Here is a 22,418-nt window from a genome sequence, read left to right on the forward strand (position 1 = left end):
TGTCTGCAAACACATCAGGCGGACAAATCGTAACAAGTCTCGCTTCTGTTGTAAAAACTGTGGCTATCAGACTCACGCTGACCTTAATGCTGCTCTTAATGTCCGAGACGATTACATTCTCTCTTCTACCCAACGTGGGACCGAGGAGCAGGCGTCAGTCAATGCGCCCTATGTTTCGGGCGAGAGTAATCTCGCCTAGTTACAAGCCCCATCCCAAAAGTGGGTGGGGCAGTTGACTATTCAGCCATTTTACGTCTTACCCAACTCCGAAATGCTCTAACCAATTCCAAATAATCTTTTGTTCTGCACCACTCAGTTCAGGACGTTTGAGGGTTGTTGAGCCAAGCGGATAAATCGGGAGGTTTGTCTCTTCAGCTAGAGTTTCTACGAAGCGCCCCATAACCGTTTTACTTAATTCGTGTTCTAGAGAAGGAGCCATGATTTCTAGACTGCCACGATTATAGGTGAGGCGGAGGCGGCGATCGCACAATTCCTCTAGGAGCGTTTCATAAGTCTGCCAGCTAATCCCCGACAGGTGAATAATTTCATCCGGTGGCGCAAGCAATGTTGCCGTCATAGGTTTTCCGAAAATCCACTGCCTTTATTGTAACGATTTGTGTCACCCTAACTGTATTGGAAAAACAGTAACACTAAGATATGCTGAAACTAGCACAATCTCCACCTAACTCAAACTTATACCAAATAGAACAGAAAGCACCAACTTCAGATCGCTAGGAATGGCGTATGTGTTGATATCTTTGTGAACTATTTTTTCTTGACGCTGAAAAATACCAAATTTCCAGGTATCCCCTGTTGTTACAGTGCCGTAGAGCATAGGAACTGTTGAATCAGTCCATTGATCGAGGGCAATCAATTCTACCGCCAACTGAGTAAAACCTCTTGCTAAATCGGCATTTTTCGCTTCAACGACTAATAAATTTTGTTCGGTAGGAATGAAATAATCAAAACTGCCTTTGAGCCAATTGCTCACTCGCACAGGATATTCAATTTTGAGTGGTACTTGGATAAACTTACAAATCGTCTTGAGAATCGGAAAGATCAGTGCTTCACGTCTAGCCATCTCGGAAACAGGATCTACCAAAGTGAGATTTTCTTGCAGTTCTGTTCTCAGTGGTTGTAGATCGATTGGTAACTGCTGTGGAAGTTGGAGTGAGCTATTTTTGAGGGTAACACCGAATTCAGCGAGGATATCGGCGCTATCGTAGGCTAATTGGGCATATTTACTGAAGGTATAGCTCTCGGATGGGTCAAGAATCCTGGCTTTGCTCATAATGATGGCTGATCGCCAACGCTCAATAAATGGTGTTAACAATAATAGCAGTCCTCAAACAATATCTCCTTTTTTGACAGACATTAGGTTGGTTCCCCATCACCCTTGAGTATACAAATCGGGTTCATCGTACAGGAAGTTAAAGGAGCCACCCTTTTGAGCCATTTGCATCAAGTCACCAGTTGAAGGGTTTGATGATTCAAAAAACAGCTTTTCCTCAAGTAAATTACGCTCTTATTTCGAGAGAGATAGGATAAGTTGGATGAGAGATTTAACGAGTTTAGTGTTCATGTTCAATAGTCTTTTTATTCTGGATAATTACATCAATATTATTCTGTACCTGTTCAAGTTCCTGACGCTTCTGGTAGATCCATGCTTTTTCAGCTTCACAGAATCGAAGTATTTTTTTGTATTCTTTATCTTGGTTATCTAAGTCTGCTTGCACGCCATTCATTACTTGAGTCATAATTTCCTTGACTCTTTCAATCCTGGTTTCAAAAGTTATGGTAACAGTTTCATAAAGTTTTTGAAAAATTGTAGATTGAATTTTATAAAATTGCTCCAAACCTTTTTTAATTACTTCTTCTCTTATCTGATTCCGGATAGAATCATCACTTCCAAAAAGAAGCCCAACAAAAAACAGAGTACCTATCCAGGGTAAAAAATCGCCATACCCTGCTTTTTTATCCACCTTAAATTTAAATTCGTAAGGAAGTTGCTGAAGAAATACCTTTTCAAGGTTAACACTAGAGAGTTTTGAACTGCCTAATGATTTTAATTCATTTAATATTCGATCATCTAAACTTTTAATATTGAAATCTATGCTGTTTTTGTTTTGCTGACCCCACTCAATAATTGCATTTATTAAATCATCTTTAAATTTGTCAGTATAGTCTTCAACTACTTCCTCTTGCTTCCAAACTACGTCACCGTCAGATTCCCATTTCTTAGACTTTTCCTTTAAATCATCAAATAAGGATAAACGAATCCATTTATTCCAAGAACTCTTTAGCTGCTTTCTTAAAGGTATCTCTAGTTCCTTTATCCATCTTTTTATCAAAATCTCAAGTCTGACGCTTTGTCCGCTTAGTTCCCCAATTTGCTCGATTAAAGCTTGTTGTTTTGTCTCAGTATTTTTTGTATTTTGATTTAATTTTACTTCATATTCATCTAAAAAAAACCACCCATTTTGAATTATTTCCCCCAGCTTAACAAAGCTGTAGTTAAGCTCAGTATTACCACGTTCATTAATTAAAAAATATTCAAGGGATTTAGTAAATTCCTCAAAGCTATCAATATAGTCATTCCGATTATTGTTACACTTAGCTTCTAGTGCTGCTTTCGCTGAGATGAAATGAATGCGGTTTTGCCCAGCCAAGACAGGATATTCACCATAAGCAAATTCTTCTACCGAATCCTTTACATCCTGCCGATCCTCATCAGAATCTAGGTCATCCATTTTGTTGACTACTATAAACAAATTCCTAGCAGGTTCTTGCTTGCTACCTCCAGAAAGTTGCTCTTTCAACTCATCAATTAATTCACGTTCTGTCTCTGACAGGAGAGCTGAGGCAAACGTCAGGAAAATTACGGCATCAGTATTCTTCAGTAATTTTTGAGTAATGGTTGCACGCTCTGGGTGTTCGTTTAACCCTGGAGAATCGACAATCTCTACACCATTTTGGCAGAACTCTAAATTTGGATGTTCAAAGATTATTTCTTCTATCTGAGAACGAGCTAGTTCATCGCTTCGATGTTTACGTGCTGCTTCTTTTGAAAGAGTCGCTAAACTTAGATACTCTTCAAAAGATACTTCTTTCTTTTGCCCATTTTTATAATGGCATACAATTCGCTTCTTCGAGCCATGTTTCAATACGGTAATTGCTCCACTACAAGCAATTGCCCGAACAGGTTGTATTTGTTCACCTACTAAAGCATTGATTAGAGTAGATTTTCCTCGACTGAACTCTCCGACTATTGATAATCTAAATTGCTGAGATTGTAATTTTTGCCGTAATTGAACTATTTCTGATAACAGAGGATTAAAATCTTGATCTCGTTGACTACAATCCTTGAATATCTCATCCAATTGGCTACAAATATCATCAGATAATTTTTCCTTGTATTTTTGAAAATCAGAAAATGATAGAATGCTATATTGTGGTTTACTCTGTGGCAAGATCATGATTATTTTCTAAGTTTTTCAAACTGATAGAGGGAATTGCATCGATATCTTTCTGTAGCTGCTCAAGTTCCTGACGTTTCTGGGCAATCCAAGCTTTTTCAGCCTCACTTCATGATTCTAAACTACACCTACCGTATCAAACCCGACCAACAGCAAACCCAACTTCTCGACGAGTGGTTGGAAACGCTGTTTTTAGGCACAGAGGGTATGGTTTCCCTCGCTTCAAGAAAGTCGGACAAATGAAGTCGATGGTATTTCCGCAGTTCAAAACCAACCCGATTACAGGTTGGCATATTCAACTTCCCAAATTAGGGAAAGTCGAAATCAACCTGCATCGACCTATCCCTGACGGGTTTGTAGTCAAACAAGTGCGGGTGGTCAAAAAGGCGATGGGATGGTTTGCAGTTATCTCTCTGTACTCAGATGTCGAGATTCCAGAACCTTACCCTCATGGTCATGCCATTGGGGTTGATGTAGGGCTGCTTTCCTACTTGGCAACCAGCGATGGCTACTCTGAGCCTGGGCGCAAATTCTTCAAAACTGAACAAAGTCGGCTGAAAGTGCTACAACATCGGTTAGCGAAGAAGCAGAAGCGTTCCAAAAACTACGAGAAAGCTAGAAAAAAGGTAGAGTTGCAGCATAATCATATCGCATTCAAGCGGAAAGATTATCAATATAAACTTGCCCATAAGCTTTGCGACATGGCGGATACCATCTTTGTCGAAGACATTGATTTCCGCATTATGGCGAAAGGTTTCTTGGGAAAACACACGATTGATGCAGGGTTTGGACAGTTTCGCTCTATCCTAAAGTTTGTTGGCAAGAAGCGAGGAGTATTTGTTGGAGAAGTAGACCATAAAGGAACTTCTCAAACTTGCCCAAATTGCCGAATCGAAGTGAGAAAAGAACTCTCTGATCGAGTTCATTCTTGCCCTGAATGTCGCTATGAAGTGGACAGAGATATCGCTTCGGCTCAAGAACTGCTCAATCGTGGACTAGAAACGTATCCAGGGACTCTGGAAAAGCAAGAAATTGGCTCTCAAGTCGAGGTGTCGGGGGCGATGAGCCTAGATAACTGGCGTAGGGGAGCAATGCCTTATCGTGAGGTAAGGAAGCCCGCATCAAATCAAAGATTATGATGCGGGAGGATGTCACCTCTAGTATTGCCTAGTTTTCTCTCCAAGTGTTTAAAGTTTCGATAAACATAGTGATTTTTCTTAATACGACAGGTTAAGCTCTAAGAAAAGAACTTCCACTCAGACAGAACAATGCTGTTTCAATTTCCCCCGGCAATTCAGGCTGGTCTTGCTGCTGGCAAGTACGCCCAAGTCTTATCCGCAGGAGTCCCCATAGGTGTGGCGAGAGATGCAGCAACAGGTCAGTTTGTTGGTCATGCAGTCAGTCTCCTGAATAATAGTGGTGCTGCGTTGAATCCGCTAGTTGCTGTTCCCCAGATGGCAATGAGTGCAGGACAGATGTATCAAATGCACCGAGGATTTCAAGCTGTCCGAGCTAGTTTGGGAGTTCTGCAAGCCACGACAGCCATGATTGGTGTGGGAACTGTAGCGACGGTGGCACTGTCAGCCGTGAACCTGTGGCAGACTTTGAAGCTGAGGCAAGACGTAAAACAACTAAAGCTTGATGTTCGAGACGGCTTTATTGACCTCAAAAAAGCCCTAAAAGACCAAGGGACAGAAATAATCCAACACATTGACGAAGTTGCCCAGGATATTAAATTTGAACAGCATCGTTTAGTCTTAATTCAGTCTTATGAACGGTTCTTAGAAGCAACCAAGCTGATGAAAACTGCTATGTCCTGCCAAGATACAAGTATCAGAAACGCTGACTTAGCCAATGCACGGCAGACATTATCAGAAGCATTAGGCGACTATAACAATCCTCGCCTATTATCAGAAACCTGTGCCGCCGGACAACTGCGAAGATATGAATGTGCTTGGGCAATTGATCAGACGATCGCACTCTCCTATCAACAGCAAAATGAGTTAGCCGCCGTGAGCGATCGCCTCTCTCATCTCCAGGATAAAATCCGTCAAGATGCCCTCACTGTAATTGAACGCTGTGATACCGAAGACGAGTTAGATTTTCTCTTCCCTGAACTCACCCGAATTCATGACCATGATTTAGTCGTACTGGAGTCTTGGCAAAATCAGGTCGATTGGATGCGCTCGCTTCCTCCATCGGAAGTCAAACTGCTTCAAAGTGCCGACTTGAGCAACTTAGACGCCACAGCTACCCCAGAAGCCAGTGCAGATCCAAACGTCTTAGCAGAACCCCCCGAACAATTACTCTATGAGAACTTAAAGCAAAAATCTCATCCCTCATCTTTGCTTAACCAACTGCAATTTATGATCAAACCTAAGTTACGTCAAGAGTGGGAAACGTACATCACTCAACAAGCTGCGATCGCGGGTTACAAAACCTTAGTCCCGGCAAACCTAGAAAAAGCCTCAAACTTAGCCGTTGCTAACCTCTACTGGTATTTTCAAGTCAGAGATGAATCAGCAGAATAGACAGAACTAAATGTCAAGAATACGCAACATTTTTCATTGATCATTAACGCTTAATTTGTCACCTTTATTCTGAAGTATCCGCTAACTAAAATAGACGTTTTAACCATTCAACAAACTTGTTCGCGATTTCAGCATTATAACTCAGTACCTGTGCAGTAATGGCTTGTCCCATTGGCATTCCCGGTGTTTCTTGCCAAGCTAACCACGTATGAATTAAGGCTTTGGGATGATGAATTGGCGTGTAACGATTCAATTTCAACTGTTCAATCTCTTGCAAAATTGCCTCGGCTTTTGGACGCAAACTATCATCAGTCGGAATTAGATGGGCAACAAAATCTTCCAACATTCCAGGAAGTTGATTATCAGGCATTAACCAAATGCCTATTTTAGGTTTGTCTGGTTGTGTATACACCCAGCCATCTGGAGGAGGTACTGTCGGAATCGCCTGATATCCACCTAAAATGCGGCAAGGGGGCGGATGCCTGTACCACCAAAGATCAGCGTCCGGGGAAGGATTCGCTAACTAATAAGTTGAGCGACAGCGAATCAAATTAAAAAAAGAAAAAACGGCATCACCCCTACCGCCTTGGACTAAATTGCAACCGTTCGACATATTGCATTTGCCTTTCGCTTGGGCAGTTACAAGCTCGTGCTTTTAACCTGTACGCATAGGGGTTGGGATTACTCCCGCCGAACTCGGATTTCTCCGGTTAAGTGTGCCTCGTCTTTGATATCTTGGCTTTTTACGCTCAGCACACGGCTCGTAAACCCGTACTTGCTAGTTAATGCTGAACAACAGAGCTACAAACTGGCTTAAGTTGGCTAGACACGCATTCGTAGGTGTTGTGACCGAGATATCGCTTACCCTCAAAAAGCCTTTGATTGAGGGAGACTGGTCAACGTAGGGCTTTGAAGAGCCCCCGCTATACCCCTAAGGGGTTAGCGGCGGGTCGTTGACTCTCCATGAGTCGATTTTGTACCGCTTGCCATCGTGCCAGTAAATTTTGATCTGTATCAACGACAATTCCTAATATTCTAGCTGGTAATCCAGCTAAAAGTGCCTCTATCCCCTCTGTTCCTTTTTCTTCCGCTACTTCTACAGAAAATGTTTCTGGCAACTGATATTGATTACACAAAGCCCAAATCACATGGCGATCATTTTTTCCTTCAACCAATAGCTGATGAGGTTTTGGTTTTTTTGGCATCAGCGCACCTCAATAGTTTGACGCACAGCAACACCCAATTTTTCAGAATCGTATTCAACCGGACGTATCTCTTCACCCTTACGACTCAATCTAAATAATTTGCCCATTGATGGATTATCTAATTCATCCAAAGCTTCTTGAAACGCACAAATGCAGTCCCAACTATGAGTTGTCGCAAAAACTTGTATGTTTAATTCATGGGCGACTTTTAGTATAAATCTCCACATATCAGTTTGGGCTTCATAATATAGACCTGTTTCAATTTCGTCTATCAGCAAGAAACCATTCTCAACTGTCACGGCTGCCATGGCTAAGTTTAAAATGCGTCGCATTCCTTCGCCCATGCTACTGAGAGGAATTGGATATTCTTCTTGACTACGCTTACACAAAATGCCACTGTTGAAGTTTGGCTTGTTTGTAAAACTAATTCGCTCTATATTTTCATCTAATATTTTTAAGGCGTTGATTACCTGATATTCTTTTGGTGTGAGAGTAATATCATTCCACATATCAGCTATACTCTGATTGTTTAAATTATTAGTTGGAATAAACCAAGTTTTATTTGTGAATTTGTCTTCTAGCTTAGATGAACCATAATATTGATTTGGAAATCCAGGAAATGTCAGTAATCTATATTCGATTAAATCATCCGAATATACAGGAATATTATATGTTACCTCTTTTGAGTTTAATCGAACAACCAACTCAAAGGGAGTTATATTTTTAGGTTTCTCTGCTTTTTGTCTAATGATTTCAACTGGTAAATTATTATCTTGGGTTGAACTAAAACGGATTGTTGAATTTAAGCTCGGTGCATGACCGTAAAATAGATGGCTAATTTGATAGTAAGACAAAGGGCGCGGGGGTTCACCGGGCAGGCTAAAACTGGAGCGCTCAACCAGTTCACCTCGGTTATACAGTAAATATCCTAAACACTGAGGATTGCCTTGATTAACGAATAGATACACAGCTTCCAATAATGTGGTTTTACCACAATTATTCATACCCACGAGTAAATTAACTCGCGCTAACCCGTCGATATGAAAGTCCTTGAAGCAGCGATAGTTTTGTATTGTGAGATCACTTAACATAAACTTTTAGCTAAAGGAGCAGTGATTATTTATTATCTTAGAGGCTAATCGTTACTGTGGTCATAGCTGGGTGATGATGAGGCGAGGAATACGCTGGAATTTACCGAAGAATCAGGAAACGCGATCGCATGGGAAATAGTGGTAAGATTTATGCCAAGCCTCTAGTGGGAGCATCCTAACCAATAAGCGATCGCACGTTGATCTGTCATGGTTTGGTTCTCCTTGGGTTAAGCCAGATTCAGTCGTCAAAAGTGACGCCACCAATATTGTTCTAGCTGGTAGGCTTGGCGCAGGTGTTGTAAAGCGGCTGTTGATAACAATCCTTTTACCAGAGCAACAAATTGTCCCCACGCTAGCAATTGCGACTCACTTTTGGCTCGGTTGAACTGATATCTATAGAATATTGTCCAAAACTCTGGAGCAATTCGAGACTTCCAGCGCTTGCGCCAACGCACCATGTCTTGAGGGGTGGGAGGTTCAGCTTCCAGGATGGGTGGAAAGTCGGCGTAGCTGACGAATCGGCTCAACCCTTTACCGTGAACATAAACGATATGTTGCCAGCATTCGATGCGATAAATCTCGTCGGGGGAGCGGTTAAACAGCAAGGCGACTGTCTCGACGGTGACAAATCGTGCCAGGGGGTGACGGGTGGAGGATTTGTAATTTAGTTTTGAGGCTTCAAAGGTGGGCGTTTTTGTGGTATGTGTTGATAACATAGTAATTGATTCCCATGCAATGGTAAGTCATTCCCTTGTAATGGGGTGTTTGCGCGATCGCTCTTAGGTTTGTCAGACAGAAAGAGCGATCGCTTTTTCCGATTAATCCATTAAATGACGGCATGCAACCACTTGTCAAGTATGGGGCGAGTCAGGCTTAAGGTTCGAGAATTTGCACAAGAGAAAGGTTGGACACTCAAGGAAGTATCTGAGCGTTCCGGCGTCATTTACAGCACCGTGAGACATTATGCTCGTTGTCCTGGAATGTCAAAGATTGACTTTATTTCTGTCCAGAAGCTAGCTTACGCATTTGATGTGATGGTTGAGGATATGGTTGAGATTGTGGAAGAGTAGCGGCTTAACTCTCCCCAAGCTAGCAATTGTGATTCAGTTGTGGAGCGGTTGACAAGGATGGGTGTTTTTGAGATAGGTGTTGATAACATAGAAAATACCTCCCATTTCATGAGGTGGAAAGGGCGATCTCTCTTAGGTTTGCGAGACTGGGGGAGCGATAGCTTTATATATCAGAATTATCATAAGGTGCAATTGCACCGATAGTCAAGTATGGGTTTAGTCAGGCTGAAAATTCGAGAACTGGCGGCTGAGAAAGGCTGGACGCTCAAGGAGGTTGCTGATCGTTCTGGCGTGATGTACAACACGGTCAAAAGCTATGCTCGCCGTTCCGAGTTGTCAATGGTAGACTTTACCGCGATTTATAAGTTGGCTCGAACCTTTGATGTGATGATTGAGGACTTGGTTGAGATTTTAGAGGAGTAGACGCGAGCGCTAAACCACCCATCTCACCAACCGCTTTGGGTTGAAACCCAAGGCTAAAAACTCAAATCAGCTTTAACTGACTGGATAAAATTGACATCCTCATGATTGACATCCTCATGTAAGTAATTACAGCACTTTTCACGTTTAGGGAATACAGATTTTTATCCACTGGCTTGTCTACTCAATCATGGTCTGTAGTCAATTAACTTGAAAACGACTGTCATTCATTTTTAGTACAGCATTGTAACATAATGAATCGGGAGTTTCCGTCAGCGTTGTCTTTGGGGATTAAATAATACGGTAAAAATGAATAATTAAGTTATATTGGTGCATCAGTTAGAGTAAAGTCAACTGATACGATTTTGGTTTATCAGAAACACTTACTAGGTTATGGTGCGTAAGAGATTCAACAAGATCTATTTCAGTTGGCTTGACATAACGATAACACTGTGGTGGTCGAAAATCTGACCACTCCGCTCGTAAGCGTTCAAGCTTAACAGGTTGACCGAAGTAACAAGTATTTTTTAGAAAAATACCAAAGCCAACTGATGCATCTCTATAGTAATTTTTAAAATCTTTACGACTCAGCCCAGCTTTTTCTTTGACTATATTCCAAAGCTTATTAGGATGCTCTTCTACAATTTTTTCTACCTCAAATACGCCAACTAAAGCTTTTTCAGGAAATGGTACATAAACAAGAACTAAGTCACCTTCTCGCAAATAACGAGGACGAGTTCGGCGGAGTTCAACTTCTTTCTTGCCATCAAATATCTTCTTGGCATACTCAGAACGAATAGATAATACAAGAATATTTGGCGACAATAGAAGTGACATAATAACCTATATTCTCCTAATTATGACATTCCTCTATTATACAGGTCAAAGAAATCTTTATTCGATATTTTATAAGGTGATAGAACTGAGCTGGAGCTTTTCCACCCTAACATTGACTGAATATCTGTCAGATATATAGGGGTATTAAATAACTCTGTATCACTGAATTTTAGAGCCATGACGTTAGCGTTTTTGTCATCATTGGCACACCCTAGAACATCGTTGTAAGTATAAACGCCCAATCGCTTAAATTGTTTATAAATATTTTTAGGTTTATCAACTACAATTTCATCTAGACGAGAGCAAGCTCGAATGGTTTGTATTTGTTCATTGCAGTAACTACGTTTATCTTTAGTAATATACCATAATATCCGACCTGGAGCCTGGACGCCATGTGAATTTTTTACCTTCCGATAAAATACACATTCGCGTCTTAATGCTAGTTCCAGACTACTCTCTAAACCTGCCAAACAGCTTTGATTAGCTAATTTTTCATCAAATAGAGCTTCAGCCCATATAGGCTTAATTGGAACAATAAAGTTAGGAAGAGTACTATCAATAATTTTTGCCGGGTATAGAATTTTTTCAATATCGGCAATAACTTGATGATCATTTATCAATAAATGTTCAGTCTTTAGAGTATCAGCAATTTTCAAGCAAAAATTATACTCTTCTCCCTGCATATTTCCTAAACGAGTAAGATATAGTGATAGCTCGGATACAGTTTTAGTAATTGCTAAGTTAGCTTTTAACCATCCCTTTTTAAACTTACTAAACTTATCATCCTGGATTGCTGCAATTACTACGTCTTCTAAATAGGGATCAGTAATTTTAGTAAACTGTCGTCCTTCCTTGGTTGAAGTTGTGATGGATAAAAGAATTAAATGACGCGCAATTGTGGATGCCAAGCGATTATTTTTGACTCTGAATAGAGGAATTCCCAGTTCATATTCTTTTTGTTTATCATATACAATAGTTGCTACTGGATTTTCTTGTGCATCCCAGATTATATAGCATTTAAATCGCTCTGGTTCTGCAAGAAACTTATGTAATCGCCTGACAAAATCGCTTCTTTTTTCACTTTTAGCATAAGCAATAAAAACTTCAGTTACCAGATTTTGCTGTCTACTTTTAAGCCGTTTTTGGTAAATTGATGTTCCAGCTAAACGGAGAGATTGATATTCCAATTGCAGACGGAGTTCATCTAGTCTAATAATTAAATCAGTTGGACGAATAATCAAAATTTTAGTCTTTTCATACACTTGCTCTTCAAGTTCCAATAGTTCATAATCGCGAGTTACAAAAAACGGAACTTCTGAAGCAATCGCTCTAGCTAGTTGGTAAAAATCAGACCTTTGACTTGATGTCAGGTTTTCTCTAAAAAAAGGTCGGATGAGTTGTTGTGCTGTTTCCAATTCTTCTTGATTACAATCTAACTGTGTAAATGTTTCTGCAATTCTACGCAGTCGCTCTCTTTCCTCCTTATCCTCATTTCGATAAATCTCGCTGTATATTTCCTTTGTTAAACATATTTCCAATTCCGGCTGTAACCAGTCTGCTAATAGAGACTTTGATTCGTTACTTTCTTGGTCTATTTTATCATCTGTATCTAAATCATAAAAAACATTTGCATCAATTGCCACACATAATTTAGATGCAAACTTTTGCTGATCCAATATAGAAATTAAACTAGGTACTTTATTACAGAGCCACCAAAAGGTTAGAGGTTGTCTATCTTGGTTATTTCCAGGTTTTTCAGTCTGAGGAACAAAACCGAAACTGTGCCACATACCATTTATTGGATAATCGCGACGACACCATAAACCAATTCCATACAAATCTTTAGTTTCTGTGCGTAGGTAACTAAAAAGTTTTCTGGCAATTCCTTCACCTCGACGATTTTTATCCACACAGAGATGAACAATACGAACCTGTTGATTGACAATCCGATACATCAAGTACCCAACACACTGCTCTTTTGAGTTCACAGCTACAATGATCTGGCGTTGTGCTGCATAATCAGCAAATCCACCATCAGGCATATACCCAAGCCTTGAGGAATTACGACGCCCTAAAGCTATTACAGTTTTGAGATGCTCAGAGTTGAGGTCAATTCTCTTTATCTCTAGTTGTGTCTTGCCTGTCATTAGGTTGCTCATTTTTATGTTGAAAAGTACTTACTGTTTAAGGTGTTCGGCATTTAAACCTTAATGTCAACAATGGCAAAACCGTTGTAATGCGAGCATCTTGCTCGCTACCCATTCCCAATTTAAATGCGTGACCGCTTAATTTACCCACACAGTCAGGCTAAGGGCTGAGGTTTCTTCATAATTAGAGACTTCATAATCAGAGAGCTACCTGATTGCTGCTATATCTGGCGATTTTTTACCTATGCTCCATTTATTTTTCGCTTTTTCTTTAATTCTCGCATACTGACTCTTCCTAGCTTAACAGTATCGGTGTTATACGAAACAGCGATACCCTGAAATCACGAAGCACAAACCAACATAACAAATTTTCTGTCAGTGAATGGCTTCCTGAGACAGAAACCTCCGCTAAGACTTACCACAACACGAACGCTAAGCCTAGATTAACCAAAACGAAAAATCCCCCACCCGAAGGCAGGGGATTTATTTAATTACCTACAAAGCTTCAGTTCGCTAACCGAACTTACCCGCAGTCGAGGCAATCACAAACGCCGCGTAGGTCAATATATACCCCACAGTAAAGTGAGCTAAACCAACCACACGACCTTGAACGATGGACATAGCAACTGGCTTATCCTTCCAACGAACCAGGTTCGCCAGAGGCGTGCGCTCGTGCGCCCAAACTAATGTTTCAATCAGTTCTTGCCAGTAACCACGCCAGCTAATCAGGAACATGAAACCAGTCGCCCAGATCAGGTGTCCTAAGAGGAACATCCAAGCCCAAACCGACAGGTTATTTGTGCCATACGGGTTGTACCCGTTAATTAGCTGAGAGGAGTTCAGCCAGAGGTAGTCACGTAGCCAACCCATCAGATAGGTTGAGTTCTGATTAAATGTGGCTACGTTGCCTTGCCATATTCCTAGATGCTTCCAGTGCCAGTAGAAGGTCACCCAACCAATGGTATTCAGCATCCAGAACATCGCTAGATAGAAAGAGTCCCAAGCGGAGATATCGCAAGTGCCGCCACGACCGGGACCGTCGCAGGGGAAGGCGTAGCCGAAGTCTTTTTTATCCGGCATCAGCTTAGAACCACGGGCATCCAACGCACCTTTGACCAAAATCAAAGTGGTGGTATGCAGACCGAGTGCGATCGCGTGGTGAACTAAGAAGTCACCCGGACCAATGGTCAGGAACAGGGAGTTCGTACCGTCGTTAATCGCATCTAACCAACCGGGTAACCAAACGTTCCCGTAGTTGGGCCACGCTGTAGTCGCAATGCTATCAGGATTAGATAGCAGCGTATCAAATCCATAGAGCAGCTTCCCGTGAGCCGCCTGAATCCATTGTGCAAAAACCGGTTCAATCAGAATTTGCTTTTCAGGAGTCCCAAATGCCACAACCACATCGTTGTGAACATACAGACCCAATGTGTGGAATCCCAGGAACAAGGAAACCCAGCTCAAGTGAGAGATGATTGCTTCCTTGTGAGCCAATACCCGTGCCAACACATTGTTCTTATTCGCTTCGGGGTCGTAGTCCCGCACCAGGAAGATCGCTCCGTGGGCGAAGGCTCCAACCATCAAGAAGCCCGCAATATATTGGTGGTGAGTATACAACGCCGCCTGAGTGGTATAATCCCGCGCCATGAAGGCATAAGGCGGCAAGGAATACATGTGTTGCGCCACCAGCGAGGTCACTACCCCTAAGCAAGCCAAATGCCAGCCTAACTGGAAGTGCAGCGAGTTGTTATAGGTGTCGTAGATTCCTTTGTGACCTTCACCCAACATGCCACCAAACGGAGTTCCCGGTGGGGGATTGTGCGCTGCCATGATGTCTTTCATGCTGTGTCCAATACCGAAGTTTGTCCGGTACATGTGACCTGCAATGATAAACAAGACAGCGATCGCTAGGTGGTGGTGAGCAATATCGGTCAGCCACAGGGATTCGGTCTGGGGATGGAACCCACCTAAGAAGGTGAGAATCGCAGACCCGGCGCCTTCAGAGGTACCAAAAATATGGTTTGCCGTATCTGGATTCTGGGCATAAACGCCCCAGTTCCCCGTGAAAAACGGACCTAAACCCGCTGGGTGTGGCTTGACGGACAGGAAGTTATCCCAGCCAACATGCTGTCCCCGAGCTTCGGGAATCGCAACGTGAACCAGGTGACCTGTCCATGCTAAGGAACTCACCCCAAACAAACCCGCTAAGTGGTGGTTTAGGCGAGACTCAGCATTTTTAAACCAAGCCAAGCTAGGACGGAACTTGGGTTGTAAGTGCAGCCAACCTGCAAACAGGAAGACGGCAGATAGCACCAAGAGGAATAATGCCCCTTGATACAGATCCCCATTTGTCCGCATCCCCACGGTGTACCACCAGTGGTACACCCCAGAGTAAGCAATATCAACAGGATTTGACGCACCGGCTTGAGTAAACGCATCGACAGCCGGTTGACCGAATTGAGGGTCCCAAATCGCGTGTGCGATCGGACGGACGTTGAGCGGATCTTTAATCCACTGTTCAAAGTTGCCTTGCCAGGCGACGTGGAACAGACTGCCAGAAGTCCACAGGAAAATGATTGCAAGATGACCGAAGTGAGAGGCGAAAATCTTCTGATAAAGATTTTCCTCCGTCATGCCATCATGGCTCTCAAAGTCATGGGCGGTGGCAATTCCGTACCAGATTCGACGTGTAGTCGGATCTTGAGCGAGATCCTGGCTAAATTTCGGAAATTTTGTTGCCATCTGTCTTTCTTTAGGAAATCCTACAGAGACTTATGCTTTTGCTGCTCGTTTTCTGTCTTTTGTGACCCCCTGGAACCGAAGTTCCAGGTTGGGATAGGGTCTAGACAGGCAAGACATGCTGTCTTGCTTTATAGTGCTTTCGATTCAAACAGCCGTCATCCTACTGCTAGGATTCGTGCCAGGAAGAATGCCCAAGTGGTGACAATTCCTCCTAGGAGGTAGTGAGCTACCCCCACAGCCCGACCCTGAATAATGCTCAGAGCGCGAGGCTGAATAGCTGGAGCCACTTTTAGTTTATTATGCGCCCAAACGATGGATTCGATCAGCTCTTGCCAGTAGCCGCGACCACTGAACAGGAACATCAAGCTGAATGCCCAAACAAAGTGAGCGCCTAAGAACAGGATGCCATAAGCTGACAACGCTGTGCCGTAGGAGTTGATCACCTGAGAGGCTTGCGCCCAGAGGAAGTCACGCAACCAACCGTTAATCGTAATTGCGCTTGCGGCAAAGTTACCGCCCGTGATATGAGACACGGTACCATCCGGTGCGACCGTTCCCCAAACATCGGACTGCATCTTCCAGCTAAAGTGGAAAATTACAATCGAGATGCAGTTATACATCCAGAACAGACCGAGGAAGACGTGATCCCAAGCCGATACTTGGCAAGTACCACCCCGACCTGGGCCATCGCAGGGGAAGCGGAAACCGAGTGCAGATTTGTCAGGAATCAAACGAGAGTTCCGGGCATATAGCACACCTTTGAGCAGAATCAGTGCGGTGACATGAATCTGGAAGGCGTGAATATGGTGGATCATAAAGTCCGCCGTTCCCAACGCAATTGGCATCATTGCCACTTTGCCACCCACTGCGACAATCCCGCCACCAAAGGCATAGCTAACGGGTTCCAACGCATTAGGCGCAGTTCCTCCAGGCGCTAGGGTATGGATATTTTGTACCCACTGGGCAAATATCGGTTGCAACTGGATTCCCGTATCGGAGAACATATCTTGAGGACGACCAAAAGCCCGCATCGTGTCGTTGTGAACGTACAGACCAAAGCTGTGGAAGCCAAGGAAGATACAAACCCAGTTTAGGTGAGAAATGATCGCATCCCGGTGACGAAGTACCCGATCCAATAGGTTATCCACATGAATATTGGGATCATAGTCCCGCACCATGAAGATTCCCGCGTGAGCAGCACCCCCAACGATACAGAAGGCACCAATCCACATGTGGTGGGTAAAAATGGATAACTGCGTCCCATAATCGGTGGCTAAGTACGGATAGGGAGGCATCGCGTACATGTGATGCGCCACGATAATGGTCAGCGAACCGAGCAGCGCTAAGTTCCAGGACAGTTGAGCATGCCAGGAGGTGGTGAAGATCTCATACATCCCTTTGTGACCTTGACCGGTAAAGGGACCTTTATGAGCTTCCAGAACTTCCTTAAAGCTATGACCAATTCCCCAGTTCGTCCGGTAGAAGTGACCGGCGATGATGAACAGAACCGCGATCGCTAAGTGGTGATGCGCGGTGTCTGAGAGCCACAAGCCACCCGTCGTTGGGTTTAAGCCACCTTTAAAGGTTAGGAAGTCCGAATATACCCCCCAGTTCAGGGTGAAGAACGGCTTCAACCCTTGCTCGAAACTGGGATATAACTCTGCCATCAAGCTCTTGTTCAGGATGAACTCGTGAGGCAGGGGAATATCTTTAGGAGCAACCCCAGCATCGAGTAGCTTGTTGATCGGCAAAGAGACGTGTATCTGGTGACCCGCCCAACCTAATGATCCACAACCTAACAATCCAGCTAAGTGGTGGTTCATCATGGACTCTACATTCTGAAACCATTCCAACTTGGGCGCCCGCTTGTGGTAGTGGAACCAGCCAGCAAACAGCATCAGGGCTGCCATGACTAGACCACCAATGGCGGTGCAGTAGAGTTGGAATTCATTTGTGATTCCAGATGCACGCCAGATTTGGAAGAATCCTGACGTGATTTGAATGCCGTGGAAGCCGCCACCGACATCCGCATTTAAAATGTCTTGACCCACAATGGGCCAGACCACTTGAGCACTTGGCTTGATATGGATTGGATCAGTAAGCCAAGCTTCGTAGTTGGAAAACCGAGCGCCATGGAAATACATGCCGCTCAACCAGACAAAAATAACCGCTAAGTGACCGAAGTGAGCGCTAAAAATTTTGCGCGATACATCTTCTAGGTCACTGGTATGACTATCGAAATCATGAGCGTTCGCGTGCAGGTTCCAAATCCACGTAGTGGTTTTTGGTCCCTTGGCTAGGGTACGGTCAAAATGACCAGGTTTAGACCACTTCTCAAATGAAGTAGGAACTGGATCTTTATCAACCGTTACCTTTGCCTTCGTGTCCCGCTCAGGAGGGCTGATTGTCATCAGGAGTCTCCTCTCTATACAAGGAACAAGAAATATCCCAAAGGAAGTTTGCTTTTTTATCAATTTAGCGGAAAGCACCGCTTTTGTGCGTAACTTTCCTGGAAAAACGATATCCCCTTTCAAATTCAGGGGATACTCTTTTGTTGATGATAGGTCTTGCTGGAGGAAGTCTTGGGCTGCACTTAACAAAAATTCAAATTTCAGCAAATCAAGGTCTACTTTGGCTTTTGCTGTAAGTAAACTCCCCAAAAAGTCAAGAGTGTGGTCGGTAAATTTTACAAAACTCAACAATTGGCGGATTTAATCTCAGATTCGTCCGTCATTCGTCATTAGTCATTTGTTGATTCACAAACCTATTTCCCATGCACCTGCGCCCCGTTGTTCCCCATCTCCCTCATCCATCAGTATCAGTAGAGGATGAGCCATTGTTCGCTATAGTTCCTAATGAGCAGAATTAGTTGAGGAGATGGTGTGTTGGCTAGGAATCTCTGGTGGAAAACAGTGAGGGCAATTTGTTCAGTCTTGCTGGTGGTGGTGCTTATAGCGGGACTCGTGGCATGTGGCGGAAGCGCACAGACGTTACAACCACCGGAAGATGAAGCCCCACCGCCAACCGAGCCAGTGGTACGACTATCAGAAGTCGCACCCCCCCCAGTCATTCAGCAACTGAATCGCCGCCTAGAAACCTATCAACCTCAAGTCACCATCCTGAGTCCCACTCCGGATCAAATTCTTCAAGACACCACCGTCTCCGTACAATTGCAGGTGAAAGACTTGCCCCTGTTCAAAAACCCGGAATTAGACATGGGTCCTCATCTGCATCTGATTCTTGACAATCAGCCCTATATTCCGGTTTACGACATAGAAAAACCCTTTGTCTTTGAGGACTTATCCCCCGGAACCCATACTCTGAGAGTTTTTGCGGCTCGTCCTTGGCATGAAAGCTTTAAAAATGAAGGCGCTTATGCTCAGACCACATTTCACCTATTTACCAAAACTGACGATAATAATCCGGCGTCTAACCTTCCTCTATTAACCTATAGCCGTCCCAAAGGTAGCTATGGTGCTGAACCTATCCTGCTCGACTTCTATGTGACTAATGCTCCACTCCACCTCGTCGCCCAGGAAAACCCAGAAGACGAGATAGTAGATTGGCAAATTCGCGTCACCATCAATGGTGAAAGTTTTATCCTAGATCGTTGGCACTCCGTTTATCTCAACGGCTTTAAACCCGGTAAAAACTGGGTGCAGCTAGAGTTTCTGGATGAACAAGGAAATCCAGTTAAAAACGCTTACAACAACACAGCGCGGCTAATTAGTTACCAGCCAGGGGGCAATGACACCCTATCCCAATTAATGCGGAACGAGCTTTCTGCTGAAGTCGCCCGTAGCATTATCGATCCCAACTATAAAGTTCAAGCCACACCAACACCCACGCCAGAAGTAACCCCCACGCCTACACCTGCACCCACTCCACCGCCAACTGTAGAGCCAACACCGACACCTTTAGTATCTCCCACTCCTGTTGAAGAAAAACCAACGGCTGAACCAGAGATACCCCAAGAAATTCCCGCCCCTGAATCCGAAACACCTGTTGAAGAAATACCAGTACCTGAACCAGAGATACCTCAAGAAATTCCCGCCCCTGAATCCGAAACACCTGTTGAAGAAATACCAGTACCTGAACCCAAGACAGGGGAAGAATCTCCCACAGCCGTAGAACCCGCTACGCCAGATGAAACCGTCCCCTCAGCTACAGACTTGGAAACTCCTGAAGCCAAGCCTACAGAAAAATCCCCAGCCCGTGGCTTTCTGAATCGCTTCTATCAAAATATCAGGGAACGATTCCAAAAACCCACAGTATCTCCTACCCCATCCACTGAACAACCAGAAGAACCAGAAACACCGTCACCTGAACCTGAAGTTTTGCTAGAGGAAACGGAGTCGCCGCAAGAACCGCAAGCGGATACAGAACTTTTCACTCCACCCCAGACAACTCTTGATGAAGCATCGGATATCGTTACTGAGGAAACCGAATCTCAGCCAGAACCCGAAACATCTACACCCCTGGATAAAACCCAAACATCCTCAGAGAAACCGCAAGCAGATACAAAACCTGTAACTCCACCCCAGACAACTCATGATGAAGCATCGGATATCGTTACTGAGGAAACCGAATCTCAGTCAGAAACGGAAGTATCGACATCCCTCGATAAAACCCAAACATCCTCAGAGGAACCGCAAGCGGATACAAAACCTGTAACTCCAAAACTCAAAACTCCCTCACCGCCATCCCAGGTGGTTCCAGAGGACACAGAATCGAACCCACAGACAACTCAAACCACCCCAGAAGAGGCGACAGAAAAATCGGTAACTCCCGATGAATCGTTACCTCCGGAACCTCCTTCATCGGATGAGGAAACCCCAATTTCCTCGCCAACCCCAACAATTAAACCCGTCATTCCTGAAACTGACTTGCCACCAACCTTACCCGAATTAATTGAAAAATAATGGGAATAACAGCTCCTGCATCTTCTGGCTTCCCCCCTGTAACAAAAGATCCTGCATCCTCTGGCTTCCCCCATGCAAAAAAAGCTCCCGCATCCTCTGGTCTCCCCCATGCAAAAAAAGCTCCCGCATCCTCTGGTCTCCCCCTTTTGAAGGGGGACGGAAGGGGGATCTATTCGGGGGACGGAAGGGGGATCTATTCGGGGGACGGAAGGGGGTTTCTGATAACTGGTTTTTCATGGGAAGTCTAGAAACCTTAGTCGGGGCGGGTTTATCCACATCTGGGTACAACCGAAAAGATAGTCGTGAAACCCGCCCCTACACACCCTGGGAAAACGGAAGGTGAACGTTAGGTTAGGATCTGAGCAATAAACAATTAACAATGAACAATCAACAATCACTGAAAATCTCATGACACCAAGGGTTCGAGCGCCAGAACTTCCCCAAGACGGCATCTGGTTCAATACAAATCACCCACTTTCCCTGAAGCATTTAAAAGGGCGAGTGGTGATTCTTGACTTTTGGACGTACTGCTGTATTAACTGCCTCCATGTTCTGCCAGACTTAAACTATTTAGAACAAAAATATAAAGATAGTCTTACCGTTATTGGTATTCATTCATCTAAATTTGATAACGAAAAAGACGCAGAAAATATTCGTCAGGCAATTCTTCGCTACGATGTCGAGCATCCCGTTGTTGTAGACTCTACTTTTAATCTGTGGCAGCAATATGCAGTTCGGGCGTGGCCCACGTTAGTCGTGATTGACCCTGAAGGTTATGTGATTAGAGATGTGGCGGGGGAAGGAAATCGAGCAGTTCTCGATCAACTTATTGGGGAACTGATCCAGAAACACCAGCAAAAAGACACAATAACGATGCAGCCACTTCATTTCACCTTGGAAAAACAGCGACACCCCCTCACCAATCCCTTAGCATTTCCTGGAAAAGTCCTTGCTGATGAATTTAGCGATCGCCTGTTTATTGCTGACTCGGGTCATCATCGCATTGTGGTGAGTACGTTGGCAGGTGAGGTAATAACTATTATTGGTACAGGTGAACCAGGATTAACCGATGGCACGTTTGCCGAAGCCCAATTTTTTGCGCCTCAAGGTATCACACTAGATCCCAAAAATCAACGTCTTTACGTGGCGGATACGCAAAATCATTGCCTGCGATGCATTCATCTAGAAACTGAGCAAGTTGAAACCGTTGCGGGTACTGGAGAGCAAAGTCGCCAGATTCAACCCCATAGCGGCTTAGGGTTACAAACAGCATTGAATTCACCGTGGGATATTGAAAAAATTGATAATCGCCTGCTGATTGCGATGGCGGGTTCCCACCAAATCTGGGAAATGCAGCTTGAAACGGGTGAGATTGGCACTTATGCGGGGACAGGTGCAGAAGCCTGTATAGATGGGTCACTCCAGGAAGCCGCTTTTGCTCAACCCAGTGGGATTACTACTGATGGTCGAGAACTCTACGTGGCTGATAGTGAAGTAAGTTCGATTCGGGGAGTGGGTCTAATTAATAATTTACCCGTGCGGACAATTTGTGGCAGTGGTGAACTGTTTGAATTTGGCGATCGCGATGGTCAAAAGTCAGAGGTACGACTCCAGCACTGTTTAGGGGTAGAATATACCCAAAATTACCTCTGGGTCGCCGATACTTATAATCATAAAATCAAGCGCGTCGATCCGAGTACAGGAAGTTGTCAGACCTTGTTAGGTAACGGAAAAGCGGGACACCGAGACGGTCAGAGTCATGAGGCGCAGTTTGCCGAGCCCTCTGGAGTCAGTGCGATCGCGGCTCGTCTCTATATCGCTGATACGAATAATCATGCGATCCGTTGCGTTGATTTAGGTACGTTAGAGGTGACCACTTTAAATTTGAGCGGGTATTAGATCTGTTGAGTTTTGACATACTGTTTAACCCCAGGCGCAACGGAAAAAAGGGTTTGATTATCTTGTTCCTGTCCGGAA

General features: G+C 44.0%; 17 protein-coding genes and 2 pseudogenes. 8 read left to right on the forward strand and 11 right to left on the reverse strand.

Features of this window, described 5'->3' with window-relative positions; translation table 11 throughout:
• The first annotated feature begins 13 nt into the window (after positions 1–13).
• A complete protein-coding gene (locus RIM23_RS08665) occupies positions 14–199 on the forward strand; it encodes a zinc ribbon domain-containing protein (protein WP_446366283.1) in 186 nt (61 codons plus the stop codon).
• A gap of 102 nt (positions 200–301) precedes the next feature.
• Here RIM23_RS08665 and RIM23_RS08670 read toward each other — a convergent pair.
• The 3 genes and pseudogenes from RIM23_RS08670 to RIM23_RS08680 form a co-directional block, all read right to left on the reverse strand.
• A pseudogene (locus RIM23_RS08670) lies at positions 302–577 on the reverse strand (Uma2 family endonuclease); the annotation flags it as partial.
• A 105-nt stretch (positions 578–682) separates the two neighbouring features.
• The gene (locus RIM23_RS08675) at positions 683–1,333 is read right to left on the reverse strand and encodes a hypothetical protein (protein WP_446366243.1); all 651 of its coding nucleotides are present in this window, start codon (positions 1,331–1,333) and stop codon (positions 683–685) included.
• A 238-nt stretch (positions 1,334–1,571) separates the two neighbouring features.
• Positions 1,572–3,476 carry a dynamin family protein gene (locus RIM23_RS08680; RefSeq protein WP_446366245.1) on the reverse strand — a complete coding sequence of 635 codons (1,905 nt, stop codon included), beginning with the start codon at positions 3,474–3,476 and terminating at the stop codon, positions 1,572–1,574.
• A gap of 111 nt (positions 3,477–3,587) precedes the next feature.
• Here RIM23_RS08680 and RIM23_RS08685 point away from each other — a divergent pair, with 111 nt between their 5' ends.
• The 3 genes and pseudogenes from RIM23_RS08685 to RIM23_RS08695 all read left to right on the forward strand — a co-directional run bounded on the left by RIM23_RS08685 (position 3,588) and on the right by RIM23_RS08695 (position 6,007).
• A complete protein-coding gene (locus tag RIM23_RS08685; protein WP_446366247.1) occupies positions 3,588–3,719 on the forward strand; it encodes a helix-turn-helix domain-containing protein in 132 nt (43 codons plus the stop codon).
• A pseudogene (locus tag RIM23_RS08690) lies at positions 3,668–4,615 on the forward strand (RNA-guided endonuclease InsQ/TnpB family protein); the annotation flags it as partial. The gene RIM23_RS08685 and the pseudogene RIM23_RS08690, both read left to right, overlap by 52 nt.
• Positions 4,616–4,744: 129 nt before the next feature.
• Positions 4,745–6,007 (forward strand): hypothetical protein, encoded by a 1,263-nt coding sequence (locus RIM23_RS08695; protein WP_446366249.1) that lies wholly within the window; start codon positions 4,745–4,747, stop codon positions 6,005–6,007.
• Positions 6,008–6,092: 85 nt separating this feature from the next.
• Here the strand turns inward: RIM23_RS08695 and RIM23_RS08700 are convergent, their stop codons facing one another.
• The 4 genes from RIM23_RS08700 to RIM23_RS08715 all read right to left on the reverse strand — a co-directional run bounded on the left by RIM23_RS08700 (position 6,093) and on the right by RIM23_RS08715 (position 9,019).
• Positions 6,093–6,470 carry a DUF3226 domain-containing protein gene (locus tag RIM23_RS08700; protein WP_446366285.1) on the reverse strand — a complete coding sequence of 126 codons (378 nt, stop codon included), beginning with the start codon at positions 6,468–6,470 and terminating at the stop codon, positions 6,093–6,095.
• Between the two features lie 460 nt (positions 6,471–6,930).
• Positions 6,931–7,212 (reverse strand): DUF3226 domain-containing protein, encoded by a 282-nt coding sequence (locus RIM23_RS08705; RefSeq protein ID WP_446366251.1) that lies wholly within the window; start codon positions 7,210–7,212, stop codon positions 6,931–6,933.
• Positions 7,212–8,303, reverse strand: coding sequence for an AAA family ATPase (locus tag RIM23_RS08710; RefSeq protein WP_446366253.1), 1,092 nt, complete (start codon positions 8,301–8,303; stop codon positions 7,212–7,214). Before RIM23_RS08710 ends, RIM23_RS08705 begins: the two co-directional genes overlap by 1 nt.
• A 245-nt stretch (positions 8,304–8,548) precedes the next feature.
• Positions 8,549–9,019 (reverse strand): hypothetical protein, encoded by a 471-nt coding sequence (locus RIM23_RS08715; protein ID WP_446366255.1) that lies wholly within the window; start codon positions 9,017–9,019, stop codon positions 8,549–8,551.
• Positions 9,020–9,160: 141 nt separating this feature from the next.
• On the opposite strand from RIM23_RS08715, the gene RIM23_RS08720 reads away from it, so the two are divergent.
• On the forward strand, positions 9,161–9,373 hold the full coding sequence (locus tag RIM23_RS08720) for a helix-turn-helix domain-containing protein (RefSeq protein ID WP_446356482.1): 213 nt from the start codon (positions 9,161–9,163) through the stop codon (positions 9,371–9,373).
• A 210-nt stretch (positions 9,374–9,583) separates the two neighbouring features.
• Positions 9,584–9,796, forward strand: coding sequence for a helix-turn-helix domain-containing protein (locus tag RIM23_RS08725; protein ID WP_446366257.1), 213 nt, complete (start codon positions 9,584–9,586; stop codon positions 9,794–9,796).
• Between the two features lie 336 nt (positions 9,797–10,132).
• Here the strand turns inward: RIM23_RS08725 and RIM23_RS08730 are convergent, their stop codons facing one another.
• The 4 genes from RIM23_RS08730 to psaA form a co-directional block, all read right to left on the reverse strand.
• Positions 10,133–10,630, reverse strand: a complete 498-nt coding sequence (locus RIM23_RS08730) for an ASCH domain-containing protein (protein WP_446366259.1) — start codon at positions 10,628–10,630, stop codon at positions 10,133–10,135.
• A 20-nt stretch (positions 10,631–10,650) separates the two neighbouring features.
• Positions 10,651–12,777: a GNAT family N-acetyltransferase gene (locus RIM23_RS08735; RefSeq protein WP_446366261.1), complete on the reverse strand. Its 2,127-nt coding sequence runs from the start codon at positions 12,775–12,777 to the stop codon at positions 10,651–10,653.
• A gap of 513 nt (positions 12,778–13,290) precedes the next feature.
• A complete protein-coding gene (gene psaB, locus RIM23_RS08740; RefSeq protein WP_446366263.1) occupies positions 13,291–15,519 on the reverse strand; it encodes a photosystem I core protein PsaB in 2,229 nt (742 codons plus the stop codon).
• 155 nt (positions 15,520–15,674) lie between these two features.
• Positions 15,675–17,930: a photosystem I core protein PsaA gene (psaA, locus tag RIM23_RS08745; RefSeq protein WP_446366265.1), complete on the reverse strand. Its 2,256-nt coding sequence runs from the start codon at positions 17,928–17,930 to the stop codon at positions 15,675–15,677.
• A gap of 474 nt (positions 17,931–18,404) precedes the next feature.
• On the opposite strand from psaA, the gene RIM23_RS08750 reads away from it, so the two are divergent.
• Both RIM23_RS08750 and RIM23_RS08755 read left to right on the forward strand, forming a co-directional pair.
• The gene (locus tag RIM23_RS08750) at positions 18,405–20,441 is read left to right on the forward strand and encodes a hypothetical protein (protein WP_446366267.1); all 2,037 of its coding nucleotides are present in this window, start codon (positions 18,405–18,407) and stop codon (positions 20,439–20,441) included.
• Positions 20,442–20,849: 408 nt separating this feature from the next.
• A complete protein-coding gene (locus RIM23_RS08755) occupies positions 20,850–22,340 on the forward strand; it encodes a thioredoxin-like domain-containing protein (RefSeq protein ID WP_446366269.1) in 1,491 nt (496 codons plus the stop codon).
• Positions 22,341–22,418 lie beyond the last annotated feature (78 nt).

The organism is Coleofasciculus sp. G3-WIS-01, from assembly GCF_040223135.1.
Lineage (GTDB): Bacteria > Cyanobacteriota > Cyanobacteriia > Cyanobacteriales > Coleofasciculaceae > Coleofasciculus.

Excerpts from the sequence above, each read along its gene's own strand:
- psaB (WP_446366263.1), bottom strand. The coding sequence starts at position 15,519 with ATGGCAACAAAATTTCCGAAATTTAGCCAGGATCTCGCTCAAGATCCG.
- RIM23_RS08720 (WP_446356482.1), top strand. The coding sequence starts at position 9,161 with ATGGGGCGAGTCAGGCTTAAGGTTCGAGAATTTGCACAAGAGAAAGGT.
- psaA (WP_446366265.1), bottom strand. The coding sequence starts at position 17,930 with ATGACAATCAGCCCTCCTGAGCGGGACACGAAGGCAAAGGTAACGGTT.
- RIM23_RS08715 (WP_446366255.1), bottom strand. The coding sequence starts at position 9,019 with ATGTTATCAACACATACCACAAAAACGCCCACCTTTGAAGCCTCAAAA.
- RIM23_RS08730 (WP_446366259.1), bottom strand. The coding sequence starts at position 10,630 with ATGTCACTTCTATTGTCGCCAAATATTCTTGTATTATCTATTCGTTCT.
- RIM23_RS08680 (WP_446366245.1), bottom strand. The coding sequence starts at position 3,476 with ATGATCTTGCCACAGAGTAAACCACAATATAGCATTCTATCATTTTCT.
- RIM23_RS08755 (WP_446366269.1), top strand. The coding sequence starts at position 20,850 with ATGACACCAAGGGTTCGAGCGCCAGAACTTCCCCAAGACGGCATCTGG.
- RIM23_RS08695 (WP_446366249.1), top strand. The coding sequence starts at position 4,745 with ATGCTGTTTCAATTTCCCCCGGCAATTCAGGCTGGTCTTGCTGCTGGC.
- RIM23_RS08725 (WP_446366257.1), top strand. The coding sequence starts at position 9,584 with ATGGGTTTAGTCAGGCTGAAAATTCGAGAACTGGCGGCTGAGAAAGGC.
- RIM23_RS08735 (WP_446366261.1), bottom strand. The coding sequence starts at position 12,777 with ATGACAGGCAAGACACAACTAGAGATAAAGAGAATTGACCTCAACTCT.
- RIM23_RS08710 (WP_446366253.1), bottom strand. The coding sequence starts at position 8,303 with ATGTTAAGTGATCTCACAATACAAAACTATCGCTGCTTCAAGGACTTT.
- RIM23_RS08685 (WP_446366247.1), top strand. The coding sequence starts at position 3,588 with ATGATTCTAAACTACACCTACCGTATCAAACCCGACCAACAGCAAACC.
- RIM23_RS08705 (WP_446366251.1), bottom strand. The coding sequence starts at position 7,212 with ATGCCAAAAAAACCAAAACCTCATCAGCTATTGGTTGAAGGAAAAAAT.